Origin of the sequence: Paraburkholderia sp. J8-2, from assembly GCF_905220195.1 — a bacterium.
In the GTDB taxonomy this organism is placed as follows: Bacteria; Pseudomonadota; Gammaproteobacteria; order Burkholderiales; family Burkholderiaceae; genus Paraburkholderia.
Window position 1 is genome coordinate 310,673 of the sequence record NZ_CAJMZA010000002.1, and the last position, 12,886, is coordinate 323,558.

Sequence of the window (12,886 nt, forward strand, 5' to 3'; positions counted from 1 at the left end):
GTTCAGCCCTCCGCGGCATTCAAACTGGGCTCAACCTGCACTCGGTGGCGGTTAATGTCGACGGGCAATTGACAGAGTCCCGCAATCAGACTTCGATTGCGGGAACCAGCGGCGCGCGCAATGCGGTGAGTGAGGCGAACGATCGCGCGCCGATCAATTGGCGGGCAGCACCTGGCCGCGAATCTCGCCTGACGGGTTCTGCGCGGTATGAACGTTGAAATACCACTGGCCACCCATTAGCTGGGTCACCTGCTGCTCGTTGAGCGTGGCGGAGCCCTTGATCGGGCTTGCCGTTTCGCCCTTCGGAATCGGGACCTGCACCCCGGCGTTCTGTCCAACCGGCGCGGGACCGTGGAAGTGCGCAGCCGTCGCCGGGCCGGAGAGGCCTTCGTAGGTGACCGTCCAGTTCAGCGATTTCGTGGACGTGTCGAACGTGGCGTTGACCATGCCGTGGCCCTGGCTCACACGCGGCGGCACTTCGCTGGACGGTTCGAGATCGGCTTTCAGCGCGACGGTGTCGGCGTACGCGGCACTGGAAGCGAGGACACATAGAGCGAGAGCGAACTGCAGCGGACGAAGCAAATTCATGGAATTTCTCCTGTTTTTGTGGCGCGCTGCACCAGAAGGCGCAAACCGCGCTCCCACATGCTAGAGCATATCCGCCGGGCGCGTTCGCTGCGCCGATGTCGGCCCTGCGTAAGCCGCGTGCAATAAAAAAAGGCGCCGCAAGCGGCGCCTTTCAACCCAAGTACTACCTTCTTGCCATCCGGCGCTACGCGCTCCCTTCTGCGATGCTTGCAACAACCCCAACCGGGAACGCGACGCCTCCGAATGCTTAGAAGCGGTGACGGATACCCGTCGTGATGATCCCCTGGTTCTTCGACGACGAGAAGTTGTCGTTGCCCTGGAAGCCCACTTGCGTGATACCCACTGCGTTCTGGCCAGCACCCCACATGCCGACGCCTTCGAGGTACACGTCGGTGCGCTTCGAGAGCGAGTAGTCGGCTTGCAGAGCGAACTGGTGCCAGTGCGCCGAGTTGCTGCCGTTCGCGTCGAGCACCGAGCCGTTCGCGTTCGTGTACGTGTACATCGCGCCGATGCCGAGAGCCGGCGTCAGGTTGTAGCGTGCGTTGGCTTCGATGTTGTTGAAGCGCAGCGAATTGCCCAGCGTGTCGTTGACGCGCGACTGCGTGAACACGACGCCGCCGACCATCGGACCGTAGGTGTAGCTTGCGCCTGCACCCCAGTTGCGCTGGCGCTCATTCCCGCCGAGCGCGCTCAGTGCGCCGAGCGTGTTCGCCATCGGCGAACCCTGGACCGCCCCGCCACCGTTGGCATTCACGCCATTGATCTGCGTGTAGGCCGCGCCAAGACGCAGGCCTTGGTATGCATAGCTCATACCGGCGCTGTATGCGCGGTTGACCGCGAAGCCGCCAGCCTGGTTCGAGAACGCGTAGAGGCCGCCGAACTGGAAGCCCGAGAAGTTCGGGCTGGCGTACTTGATCGAGTTGTTGAGCGAGAACGTGCCGTTCAGGTCATCGTTGTCGATGAGGTGCGCCGTGTAGTTGCCGCCCCAGGTGCCCACAGCGGTGAGCGGGCTCACGTAGTCGATCATCGAGTCGAACTGGCGACCGAACGTGACCGTGCCGTACTGGTCTTGCGTCAGACCGACGTACGCCTGACGATTGAACAGGCCGCCGTTCTGCTGGCCGTTCGCAATGTTGAAGCCGCTTTCGAGGGTGAAGATCGTCTTCAGGCCACCACCAAGATCCTCAACGCCGCGCAGGCCCCAGCGGCTCGCCGAGAGGTTACCGCTCGTCAGGGCGAAATTCCGGTTGCCATCGACATTGGTCGTGTAGGTAATGCCGGCATCGACAATACCGTAGAGCGTGACGCTGCTTTGCGCGTACGACGCCGATGCAAAAGTCGCAGCGACTGCCGCCGCGATAGCCAGTTTCTTTTTCATATGCTTCCTTCGATGCAAGGCCTTTCGGCAAAAATGGATGCCGTCGCCGACCTCACGCCGGCATAGCGATTCCGTATTGCGGTTCATGCAGCACCGCGTTGATTTGCATGGCGAAGTTTATGGGCGTCGCATTTCGACGGACCACCCGATATCTCGGCAAAAGCCTTTTCGAATTAATTGAATCCTGCTGCGGTAAACCCTCAAACGCTTGTGACTCAATGCTCACGACTTATCTTGTTTTTCTCTCTCGCGGCCATTTCATTCGGTATCCCGATAAAGCGTTGCAGTCCGACAACACTGGCAATTCGGGATAAAGCGTCGATTCGGACGAATCCCATTCCGCTCGCCCAACGCGCATCGGTACTATCGCTCTCGGCGAACACCCACGCGCGCCCTCCGACTTCATTTCTTCATCGCAGCCCCCATCCACCTCGTGTCCACGCCCCCCAAAAACATGAATCAGCTTCAGGCCATGCGCGTGTTCGTCAGCGTTGCCGAGCACGGCTCGTTCGGCCGCGCGGCGACGAGTCTGAACATATCGAACGCGGTGGTCACCCGCTATGTAGCGTTGCTCGAAGCCCATCTGGAAACGCGGCTCATCAACCGCAACACGCGCAGCGCATCGCTCACCGAGGCAGGGGCCGCCTATGCGCAGGGCTGCCGCCAGGTGCTTGACGATCTGGCGCGCATAGAAACGCATATCGCGCATGGCGTATCGGTGCCGTCCGGCACGTTGCGCGTCGTTACCCACGCATCGTTTTCGCTGCACGACCTCACGCCGATGCTCAAGCGTTACCTCGACGCGTTCCCGAAAGTCCGCCTCTCGCTCACGTTGCTGCACCGTCCGGTCGACCTGATCGAGGAGGGGTTCGACGCGGGCATTGTGGCGCCGCGCCAGGTGAGCGGCGGCACGCTGATCCGCCGTCCGCTTTTGAGCGTCGCGCCGGTTGCCGTCGCATCGCCCGCCTACCTCGCAAGCCATGCTGCGCCGCAATGCCCCGCCGATCTCGCCCGACACACGCTGCTTGCGCCTTCCGCCGATATTCACGGCAACGAATGGCATTTCGAGGGCCCGGGCGGCGTGCGCAAACCCGTGCTGATCGAGCCGGCGTACGCTGTGAACAATTCCGTGATGCTGCGTCAGGCCGCGATCGCGGGTATGGGCATCACGATCCTGCCGGCAAACCACGTGGACACCGATCTCGCATCCGGCCAGCTCGTGCGCGTGCTTGCCGGATGGGACATTCGCGACGCAGACAAGGAACTCTCGCTCGTCTACCCCGGCCGCCGGAACGTTCCGGCAAAAACACGTTCGTTCGTTGACTTCACAGTCGAATGGTTTCGCCGGCACGACACCGCAGCGGCAAGCGCGATTACCAGCATTCCCTGTAATAGTTAATTGATCGAAATTGTCTCGATTTCTTTCCGCCTGCCGACTAAGCTAGGAACTGCGAGAAGTGACTCTTCATCGAAGGGTCTCCAAGCTTGAACGCGGCTTCGGCCGCGTTTTTTTTCGCCTGCGCGAAACACCGCTTTTGCCGCTTTTTGCTCTATTCGCTCGCGCCGGTCCATTTCCTCATTCGCATCATTCACGCGAGCAGAGCGGCCTGTTGCTCGATTCCGCCAAGCATCGCCTGGCACGTGCGGATGAGCGCATAGCCTTCCTCACGCAATTGCCCGGCAGTGTGACTGTTCATGTGACGGCGAAACGTCTCAAGCTCGGCAAGCAGCGCAGGGTATTGCAGCACGCCCACCGCACCGGCGAGCCGGTGATGCCATTCGCGCAAGCGTGCGACATCGGCTTGCTCAAGAAGCGGCGGCAACGCGTCAAGATCGTCGCGCATTGCCGAAACGAACGAGCTGAGCAACGTCTTCACGGTCGCCTCCCCGCCCCAGACCTGGATCATGTGCGCGAGATCCAGCGGCTCGAACGTCCGTGCGTGAGCGGGTTTTTCCGCGAGCGTTCCATCAGCACCGCCGCCCCAAGCGACAGGCGACTCCGAGATCCCCGGGGCATTCGGAGCCCTTGAAGCCCGCGACGCTGCCTGCCCCGCTGTTGTCCTCTGTCCGCCTGCCTCGCGCGTGGCTTCGGCCTGCACGGTGCGCCGCATGCTCTCCACGCCGAACCAGCGCGCGAGATGCTCGCGCAACGTGGCCACACGGGTCGGCTTGATGAGGCAATCGTCCATGCCCGCTTCGCTGCACCGGCTCATATTCTCGGGCGCCGTATTGGCCGTGATGCCGAGTATCGGCAAGCGCCGCCTGCCGTGCGCCTTCTGCTCCATTTGGCGCACGCGCCGCGCGAGGTCGTAGCCCGATACGTTCGGCATATGACAGTCGGTTATCAGGCAGCCGTATTCACATTCCGCCAGCGCTTCGAGCGCCTTCGCACCGTCGTCGACGACATCGCATGCGAACCCGATCAGTGCCAGTTGATGGCGGATCAACTCCTGATTGACGGGATGGTCTTCCGCCACGAGGATGAGGCGCCCGCCAGCGCGTTCCTGCTCGCGATCGGGCGCTGGGAGCGTCGTCTCGACATCGGTGGCCGGACGTGGCGGGCTGGCCGCCTTGACCGGCAGCCCCGCCAGCGCCATCGCGCAAGCGGCGCTCAAGCCACGCCACGACAACGGGTTGACGCTCACGCGCACGCCGCTCTCGGCCACGCGGTATCCGCTCGGCTTAGGGTTCTCCGTCAGGCAAAGCACAGGTGCACCGAACTTGCCCAACCGGTCGACCAGCGCTTCCGAGACGAACAGGAGATCGGCATTGTCCGCGCCCGCGGCGCGGGCGAGGTCCGCCGGCGCGACGCGGCGCATTTGCATGCCGAGCGCCGCGCCGAAATGCATCAATGCGGCCTCGACGCTCACGTCCTCGCAGGTCACGAGCGCGCGCTTGCCGCGCAGCCCGGCCGCCGAGCCGCTTCGAGCCTCCACGGGCAATTCGATGCGCAGTGTGAGGCACGTCCCGCGATCCACTTCGCTCTCTAGCTCGAGCGCGCCGCCCATCAGCGCAGCGAGCTTGCGGCAAATCGTGAGGCCGAGCCCCGTGCCGCCGAAGCGTCGCGTAGTCGAGGTCTCGGCCTGCACGAACGGCTCGAAGAGCTGCGCCTGCGCTGCGGGCGCAATGCCGATTCCCGTGTCGCTCACCGAGATCGATAGCCGCTGATGAGAGCGGAGCGCGCCGACATCGCGTGCGCGAACATGCACGCTCACCTCGCCCGCCAGCGTGAACTTGATCGCATTACTGAGCAGATTGAAGAGGATCTGCCGTAGGCGCACGCTGTCGCCGCGCAAGAGCGCCGCGACCTCCGGCTCCACATCCACGCGCACCTTCAGTCCCTTCTCGTGTGCACGCGCGGCCAGCAGTCCGACGGCGTTGTCGACAAGCTCGCGCATGTCGAACGGCTGCGAATCGATCACGAGGTGGCCGGCCTGGATCTTCGAGTAGTCGAGCAGATCGTCGAGTATCTGCAGCAGCGCCCCCGCCGACTCGTGCACCATGCCGACCATTTGCGCTTGATCCGGGTTAAGCGGCGTGCGCTCGAGCACCTCGACAAGACCGAGCACGCCGTTCATCGGCGTGCGGATCTCGTGGCTCATCATGGCGAGAAAGTCGTCCTTCGCGCGAGAGGCCGCCTCTGCAGTGTCGCGCGCCTGCTCGAGTTCGTCTGCGCGAGCGTGCTCGTCGTTCGCATCCAGCGCATAGCCGCTCCAGACGATCGCGCCGTCTTCTGCGCGGCGCGGCGCGAACTCCGCACGCACCCACACGAACCCGGCCGCGCCTTGAAAGCGGAACTCGGCGTGCACGGGAATGAACCGGCGCGCTGAGCGTTCGAGCTGCGAGGCGAGGCGCGCGCGATCGTGACGCCCCACCCGCGAGAGATCGACCGAATCCGCGCGGCGCAGAGCGTCGACGGTGTTGCCGAGGAGCCGCTGCGTGTCGCCGCCAATGTACGGAAACGAGTAGCGGCCATCGGGCGCGCGGCGCAACTGGAACACGATCGCGGGCAGCGAACCCGTCACCTCCGCGAGGAGCCGCTCCGATTCGCGTTCGCGCAGCTCGGCGCGCCGAATGTCGGTGACATCGATCATCGTGCCAAGTACGCAGAACGGCGCGCCCTGCGGGTCGCGGCACAGGCGCGTCCAGAAAATGCCATGACGTGCCTCCCCAAGCGTGTTCTCGAAGATCAGCTCGACACGCTGGCTCTCCCCTTCGACGATCGTGAGCCGGTAGAGATCGTCCATGCGGCGGCTGTTCTCGGGTCCCCATGCCATCACGGCCGAACCCGCGCGCCCGAGGACGCGGGCGCGCGTGAGGCCGGTCGATTCCTCGTAGGCGCGATTGACCGCGAGATAGCGGTTTTCGAGGTCCCGTGCCCCGAGGGGATACGGGATCATCTCCATCATCGTGTCTTGCAGTTCCACCTGCCGCGCGAGCACCTGCTCCGCGCGCCGCCGCCTGTGCATCTCGCGCTGAAGCAGCACGTAGGCGCGCAGCGTGACGAGAAGCAGCACGCCGAAGACGATCAGGAGCGGCAGGAGCCGCAGCGCGTTCACGCTCCAGCCGCCGGCCCGGGTGGAAACGACTGCGGTCCAGCGATTGCGGATCCGCTGCTGTTCGGCGGGCGACATCGCACCGAGCGCGCGATTGATGAGGCCCGCGAGCGGGGCGAGGTCGCAGCGCACGGCAAACGCGGTCGAATCATCGACACCTACCGCGCCCAGCACTTTCAGCGTCTCGAGATACGTGCCGCTGAGCGGCCCGTCGAGCGCGGCCGTGTTGCCGACCAGCACATCGGCCTCGTGGCGATCGACCATCGCGAGCCCGGCCGCGAGGCTTGCGACGCGCTCGACCTGCGTACCTGGCAGCACCGGCATTTCCGGTACATGCGGCGCCAGCACGATCCGCCGGCCCGCAAAGTCGCCAAGCGAGCGCGCCATCGGCTCGTCGCGACGCCCCACCATGACGAGCGGATAGTGCTCGAACGCGTCCGTGTAGGCCACGCCGGAGTCGAACACGCCGTCCCTCACAGCGGTCGCGGCGAGCGCGATCTCGCCACGTTGCAACGCGCCCCCCGCGCTCGTCCAGGGGGAAACAGGCACGCGCTCGAAGGTAATGCCGAGGGTGCGCCCCAGATAGTCGAGATAGTCGTTGGCCATGCCCGACGGCTCGCCGGCCTTGTTCGTGAAGCTGAACGGCAGCCAGCTGCTGTCGTAGCCCACTTTCAGCGGCGGCAAGGCGCGCAGCCACGCGCGCTCGTCGGCGCTCAGGCTGAACGCGGACGGCCGCACCTCTCCCGGCGCGCCGCCGTCGAACCAGCGCGCGCGCACGGCCGCTGCCGCGGCAGGCCGCACACCGCCCAGAAGAAGATCGAGCCGGTCGCGCAGTACCGACCTGGAGACCGGTACGCCATAACGCAACTCGCGCATGCGGTCGCGCTCCTCGAAGGCGACACGCAGATCGGCGAATTCTTCGAGCGTAAGCTGATAGCGCGCCACAGGCGAAAAGCCCGCATACACGTCGGCCTTACCCTGCGCGACGGCGCGCAGCGCGGCCTGTGTAGTCGCGAACGTTTCGATGCGCGCCTGCGCGAAGCGCTCGCGCAATGCGGATTCGAGTGCGTAGCCGCGCTCGACGGCGAAGGTCGCGCGCGCGAGGCGCGCTGGCTGGGTCGCGAGCGCGGTATTCCCGGCACGCGTGACGAATGCCGTGGTGCCGGTCAGGTACGGCACCGTGAAAGCAAGACAGCGCTCGCGCGACGGCGTGCGCGCGAGGCTCATTACGATGTCGATATCGCCCGCGCAGGCCGCCGCGAGCAACGCTGGCATGTCCGCAAAGGCGCGTGGCTGAAGCTTGACGCCAGCGCCGGCAAGAAGGCGCAGGTAGTCGGCGCTGAAACCGGTGAGCGTGGCGCCGTCGAGCACTTCGAGCGGCGCCCAGCCCCCCGCTACCACACCGACGACGAGCTGCGGCGGCAACGACGTGGCGACCGGCCGCGTGCGCGCGATGCCCTCGCCGGTTGGCTCACACGGCGTAGCGGCACTCGCCGCCGCCACGGAAAATACGAGCATCCATGCCGCGGCGAGCGCGCTAAGGCAGGCAAATCCGCACGCGTGCCCGCCCCCCCGCCTCGATGCAGCCGGGAGCGCACGAAGACGGAAGATGCGGAGAATCGACCTCATCGGCACGCGCCATACCGGATTTCAAACGCCGTCACGAGAAGGCGTGGGGACACTGCGCGGGCGGCGCATGAGGCGGTACGTCACGCCAGCAGCGGCTCCCCCCAGCAACGGGGCCGCCCAGAAGAGCCAGAGCTGATCGAGCGCCCACTCGCCGACGAACAGCGCGGGACCGGTCGAGCGCGCCGGATTCGCGCCGCCGTTGCTCACGGGGATCGCGACGAGATAGATGGCGGCAAGGCATGCGCCAATGGCGAGCGCCGCAGTCTTGCGGCGCGCGAGCGTGCTCGACATCAGGAGATGGAAGAAGACGAACACGAACGAGACCGACAGTTCCAGCAGGAACACGGCGCAGAGGGCGTATTCGCTCGGCGAATGCTCGTCGTAGCCGTTGCTGCCGAGGTCGGACACCGCGACGGAAAAACCCGGGCGCCCGCTTGCCACGCGTACGAGCAACGCCGCGCCGAAAATGGCTCCGATGGTCTGCGCAGCGAGGTAGGGCCCGGTATCGCGCACGGGAAAGCGCCCGGAGACCGCGTAGCCGATCGTGACTGCGGGATTGAAGTGGGCGCTCGCCGCGCGGGCGGCGGCATAGTTCGCCACGGTGAGCGCGAACCCGAAGGTCGCGGCGATCTCGAGAACGTTGAAGCCCTGGGAGGGCGGGCTCGCATTGAGCGCCGTGGCTGCGCAACCGGCGAACACGAGCCACGCGGTTCCCGCGCCCTCGACCGCCAAACGCCTACCGAGCTTCATTGTTTCGTCTCCGTTTCCGGACTGCTTCCCGGCCCTGTTCCGACTAGGCCGTCGTTTGATCGCATTGCCGGAACGGCAATATCTGACGAGCCACGCATTGAGCTTGGGATTATGGGGAGACGAGCCCCGCATTCAGATAGGAGAACTCTTAAAACGCTGTGCGCAATGCGCGATACACGGCGAGAGAAATTCCTACAGACGCTGGAATGAATCTGGGACGCGTCGCGCCGGGCTGAATCAGGTCAACCCCGCGTGCGTCGCGAAGTCGCTCAGATCGCGCTCCGTGACGAGCCCGAGCTTGCGCATGGTGCTGCGTTTTTGCGCGCTGATGGTTTTGCGGCTGCGCTGAAACCGCTGTGCAATCTGACCGACCGACATACCCTGCGTGTAAAGCTGAAAGACCTCCCATTCGCGAGCGCTCGGCATGCCCGAGCAGGGCGCACACGTGGCGTCGGCCCGCGCAAGCGTTTCGCGTGCGCGGCGCGAGAGAAACGGCATGCGGGCGCGAGCGGCGGCAACGGCAACGAGGAGATCGTGCGCGACGTCGCGCTTGTCGACAATGACGTTCAGGCCCTGATGCACCAGCCCCGTCAGAACCTGCGGCGTCGACACCATGCTCAGGACGACGATCGCAGGCGCGCATCGCGTTTGCGCGAGGCGCCGTAGCAGCGTAAGGGAGCCATATCCGCCGTCAAGGCCCGGCATGCAGAGATCGGAAATGACGACGTCACAAGCGGTCATATCGAGCTGCAGGGCGAGCGCATGCGTGTTGCTGGCTTCGCCAACGACGAGGGCTCGCGCCGTTGCATGCAGCAGGTTCGCTACGCCCAGCCGGATGCACGCGTGGTCATCGGCCACGATCGCGCGCAGCGGCTCGCCCAGGCGAAGCGCGTCTTCTCGAGCGGCCCGGGTAGTCTGCATCGGGGGCCTTGCGTGCACAGGATCGATCAGGTTGGGTCGCCCTGCGACACGCCGCATTCGACCGCGAAGCGATAGAGCTCGATATCGTTGCCGAGCGCGAGCTTCTTCATCGCCGCGCACTTTTGCGCGCTGATCGTCTTGACGCTGCGCCCGAGCAGACCAGCGATTTCCGTGACGCCGAGCCCCTTTGCATAATGCGTGATGACCTCGAATTCGCGCCGCGTGAGAAGACGAGACACTTCTTCGCGCCGCTCGGCGCGTGCTGCTTCCGTCAGCAGGTCACGCACGACTGGCCCGACATAGTGTTCGCGCGCCATCGCGGACATGATCGCAACCGGGATCAGGTCGATGCGGTCGCGCTTGCTCAGTACGGCGTTCACCTCGAGATCGATCGCCTTGCGCAGCACCGAGGCCTCGCTTTCCATGGTGAGCACGACCACCGCCTTTTGCGGGAAACCGGCGCGAAAGGCGCGGATAGCCTCGGGTCCGTCCAGCTCGCCGGGCAACGCCATGTACAGGTCCATCAGAACGAGATCAAAGGCGTGCTGCTCCGCCACGTCGAACAGTTCGGGCACGCTGCGCGCACGCGCGACGATCTGCACGTTGGGATAGTTGACGAGCATGCTTTCCAGCGCATACACCACGAGCGGATGATCGTCGGCGATGATGACGCGCACCGGTGCCGCGAGGTCGGCGGTATCGGTCATGTTGCGCGCCGCGAGGGCCGCGTGCCGATTGTCGCGCTCACGCACGGTGCGGCGGGTAGCGGCAGCCACGTCGGCATCGTCCGCCAGCGGCAAGGAAAGCAGGTTCATAAGAGTCCGTGAGCCCTGACAAAAGCGAAGAGTCCCGCGTCGTTGCTCACGCCGAGCTTCGCCATGGCGTCCCGCTTCTGGCTGCTCACCGTGCGCACGTCGCGGCCGAGGGCGCGCGCAATTTCCGTGATCGAACTGCCGCTTGCGAATTTGCGGATCACCTCCGATTCGCGCGGCGTCAAACGCGGCACACACATGTCGGGCAGGCAGGCGGCCGCCGCGAGTTCGCGCTCGACGGCCGGGCTGAGATAGGCAAGCCCCTGTGCGGCTGCGCGCACGATGGCGGCGAGTTCGTCCATGGGTTCGGTCTTACGCAACATGGCGATCACGCCCGCGTGCGCCACGGCGCGCAGGATGCCGGCGTTCGCAACGCTGGTCAGCACGACCACGGGCACATGAGGCCAGTCGCGGCGCAAACGCCGCACGAGGCGCAGGCCGTCTTCGGCTTCGCCGGAAGCAGGCGGCATGTTGAGGTCGGTGACGACGACGTCGCACGGGACGGTTTCGAGCGTCTGCAACAACTCTGGCGCGCCGCACGCTTCACCCACCACCTCGATATCGTCTCCGGCGAGGAGCGCGGAGCGAACGCCAAGCAGAACGAATGGATGATCGTCGGCGAGGACGACACGTAGCTTCACACTGAATCTCCTTCGAGGTGGATTTGTGTGGGTGCGGTGCGCCGCGTGGGCGCACCGGCAGCCAACAACATCGGCAAGGTCGTTCATCTGACCATTGAAATCCTGCCGTCGAAATCGGAGATTTCCGAAACGTTAAATGATCCTTAATTCGAGCTTCGTCATGCGTTATGCCTAACAGATGCGATTTTGTAGAATTATTTGTCGCATCGGTCGATATCCCGAGACAAATCCTACACACGGCATCATCAAGCCGTGGCACGCTCACGAGCGCGTTGTCGACTTTCGCCATTGCGCCCGGCGCCGCGCTCGCGCGGTGCGGCGAATGCAGGCCATGCCAGCGCGGCGCAAAGCGCAGCCGCCACCCAGACCGCGGGCCACCCAAACGACGACAACAGCAACGGGATGGCTGAAGGCGCGACGAAGAACGCGAGGAATGCGCCAGTGTTGCCCATGGCGAGCGCGGTTCCCACACGGCCGCTGCCTGCGAGCGTCGCGAGCTCGGTGAAAGCAACGCCGTGCCAAGCAGAAGCGGCTATGCCGCCCAACACGATCACTGCGGCAAGCAGCACGACGAACGCGCCGTTTGCGCGATGCGTATGCGACGCGAAGGCCGTCAGTGCGGCCAGCACAACGAAAAGCGCGACGGTGAGTGCGGCGCTGCCGCGCAACCAGGTCCGCCGCTCGCCGTGCCGATCGGTCCAGCGCCCGCCGTACACACGCATGAACGCCGCGCCGCCCTGCACCGCCGCAAGCGTCGCACTGACTGCCGCTGTGCCGGCATGGCCGACGTCGTGCAGAAAAATGCTCGCGAACGAGAGCACGGCCACCTGCGGAATGCACAGCACCCCAATGCCGGTCACCATGCGCCACACGGTTGCGCTGCGCAGCGGCGAGACCGACCGTTGCACGGACGCAGCCGGCGCGTGTGAGGCGAGCGGCGCATTCGCGCGGTCCTGCGTATGCGCGGGCTCGTGCAGCCAGGCGATCGTGAGTACGGCGGATACCGCACACAGGAGGGCGAGCGCGCCATACACCGCCGCGAATCCCACATGCTCGGCGAGCGCTGGCAGCATGAGCGCGCCAAGCCCGCCGCCGGCTGGCACAGCGGTTTGCCGGATGCTCATCGCAAGGCCGCGCTCGTGGGTGGCGAACCACGCCATCACCGCGCGCCCGCTCGAACCGTTCACGCTGCCGCCGAGCAGACCGAGTGCGAGCAGGCCCAGCGCGAGCGCCGTCGCGCTGGGCGCATGTGCGCCCACCGGTGCGCCCCAGAGCGCCATCGCAACGAGTGCGAGCGCGGTGGCGGTCAGCCCCGTGAGCAGTACGCGCCGATCGCCCCAGCGATCCGTCAGGAGTCCCCAGGGAAGTTCGCTCAGCACGATGCCAAGGCCCAGCATGCCAAGCACGACACCCAGTTCGCCCGTGCCGATGTGATAACCCGAGCGGATCAATACGCCCGTTGCGGGAATGCCGCCGAGCGCTGCCGCAAAACTGGCGTTCGCCGCCACGCCCACCGCGAGCACTTTCCAGCGGTGTGCCGCGCCCCGCGTTGTACTTCGTTCCATGATGACCTCGAGAAAACGGTTGACCGAGGGCATCGTAGAGGCGCAA

The 12,886-nt window shown here is 65.4% G+C and carries 9 protein-coding genes; 1 reads left to right on the plus strand and 8 read right to left on the minus strand.

Annotated elements, in window-relative coordinates:
- Window positions 1–153: 153 nt before the first annotated feature.
- Window positions 154–588, minus strand: a complete 435-nt coding sequence (locus U5A52_RS06675; protein ID WP_321934315.1) for a CHRD domain-containing protein — start codon at window positions 586–588, stop codon at window positions 154–156.
- 247 nt (window positions 589–835) lie between these two features.
- Window positions 836–1,966: a porin gene (locus U5A52_RS06680; RefSeq protein ID WP_321934316.1), complete on the minus strand. Its 1,131-nt coding sequence runs from the start codon at window positions 1,964–1,966 to the stop codon at window positions 836–838.
- Window positions 1,967–2,420: 454 nt separating this feature from the next.
- Here U5A52_RS06680 and U5A52_RS06685 point away from each other — a divergent pair, with 454 nt between their 5' ends.
- Window positions 2,421–3,365: a LysR family transcriptional regulator gene (locus U5A52_RS06685; protein WP_321934317.1), complete on the plus strand. Its 945-nt coding sequence runs from the start codon at window positions 2,421–2,423 to the stop codon at window positions 3,363–3,365.
- A 190-nt stretch (window positions 3,366–3,555) separates the two neighbouring features.
- Here the strand turns inward: U5A52_RS06685 and U5A52_RS06690 are convergent, their stop codons facing one another.
- The 6 genes from U5A52_RS06690 to U5A52_RS06715 all read right to left on the minus strand — a co-directional run bounded on the left by U5A52_RS06690 (window position 3,556) and on the right by U5A52_RS06715 (window position 12,840).
- Window positions 3,556–8,040, minus strand: a complete 4,485-nt coding sequence (locus tag U5A52_RS06690) for an ATP-binding protein (RefSeq protein WP_321934318.1) — start codon at window positions 8,038–8,040, stop codon at window positions 3,556–3,558.
- A gap of 132 nt (window positions 8,041–8,172) precedes the next feature.
- Complete coding sequence (locus tag U5A52_RS06695) at window positions 8,173–8,901, minus strand: aquaporin (protein WP_321907736.1); 729 nt, start codon at window positions 8,899–8,901, stop codon at window positions 8,173–8,175.
- A gap of 237 nt (window positions 8,902–9,138) precedes the next feature.
- The gene (locus tag U5A52_RS06700) at window positions 9,139–9,822 is read right to left on the minus strand and encodes a response regulator transcription factor (protein ID WP_321934319.1); all 684 of its coding nucleotides are present in this window, start codon (window positions 9,820–9,822) and stop codon (window positions 9,139–9,141) included.
- Between the two features lie 26 nt (window positions 9,823–9,848).
- Entirely contained in the window at window positions 9,849–10,637 is a 789-nt protein-coding gene (locus U5A52_RS06705) for a response regulator transcription factor (protein ID WP_321934320.1), read from the minus strand.
- Complete coding sequence (locus tag U5A52_RS06710) at window positions 10,634–11,275, minus strand: response regulator transcription factor (protein WP_321934321.1); 642 nt, start codon at window positions 11,273–11,275, stop codon at window positions 10,634–10,636. The genes U5A52_RS06705 and U5A52_RS06710 overlap by 4 nt, the downstream gene beginning before the upstream one ends.
- A gap of 245 nt (window positions 11,276–11,520) precedes the next feature.
- A complete protein-coding gene (locus U5A52_RS06715) occupies window positions 11,521–12,840 on the minus strand; it encodes an MFS transporter (protein WP_321934322.1) in 1,320 nt (439 codons plus the stop codon).
- Window positions 12,841–12,886: the final 46 nt, after the last annotated feature.

Excerpts from the sequence above, each read along its gene's own strand:
- U5A52_RS06675 (WP_321934315.1), bottom strand. The coding sequence starts at position 588 with ATGAATTTGCTTCGTCCGCTGCAGTTCGCTCTCGCTCTATGTGTCCTC.
- U5A52_RS06680 (WP_321934316.1), bottom strand. The coding sequence starts at position 1,966 with ATGAAAAAGAAACTGGCTATCGCGGCGGCAGTCGCTGCGACTTTTGCA.
- U5A52_RS06685 (WP_321934317.1), top strand. The coding sequence starts at position 2,421 with ATGAATCAGCTTCAGGCCATGCGCGTGTTCGTCAGCGTTGCCGAGCAC.
- U5A52_RS06690 (WP_321934318.1), bottom strand. The coding sequence starts at position 8,040 with ATGCTCGTATTTTCCGTGGCGGCGGCGAGTGCCGCTACGCCGTGTGAG.
- U5A52_RS06695 (WP_321907736.1), bottom strand. The coding sequence starts at position 8,901 with ATGAAGCTCGGTAGGCGTTTGGCGGTCGAGGGCGCGGGAACCGCGTGG.
- U5A52_RS06700 (WP_321934319.1), bottom strand. The coding sequence starts at position 9,822 with ATGCAGACTACCCGGGCCGCTCGAGAAGACGCGCTTCGCCTGGGCGAG.
- U5A52_RS06705 (WP_321934320.1), bottom strand. The coding sequence starts at position 10,637 with ATGAACCTGCTTTCCTTGCCGCTGGCGGACGATGCCGACGTGGCTGCC.
- U5A52_RS06715 (WP_321934322.1), bottom strand. The coding sequence starts at position 12,840 with ATGGAACGAAGTACAACGCGGGGCGCGGCACACCGCTGGAAAGTGCTC.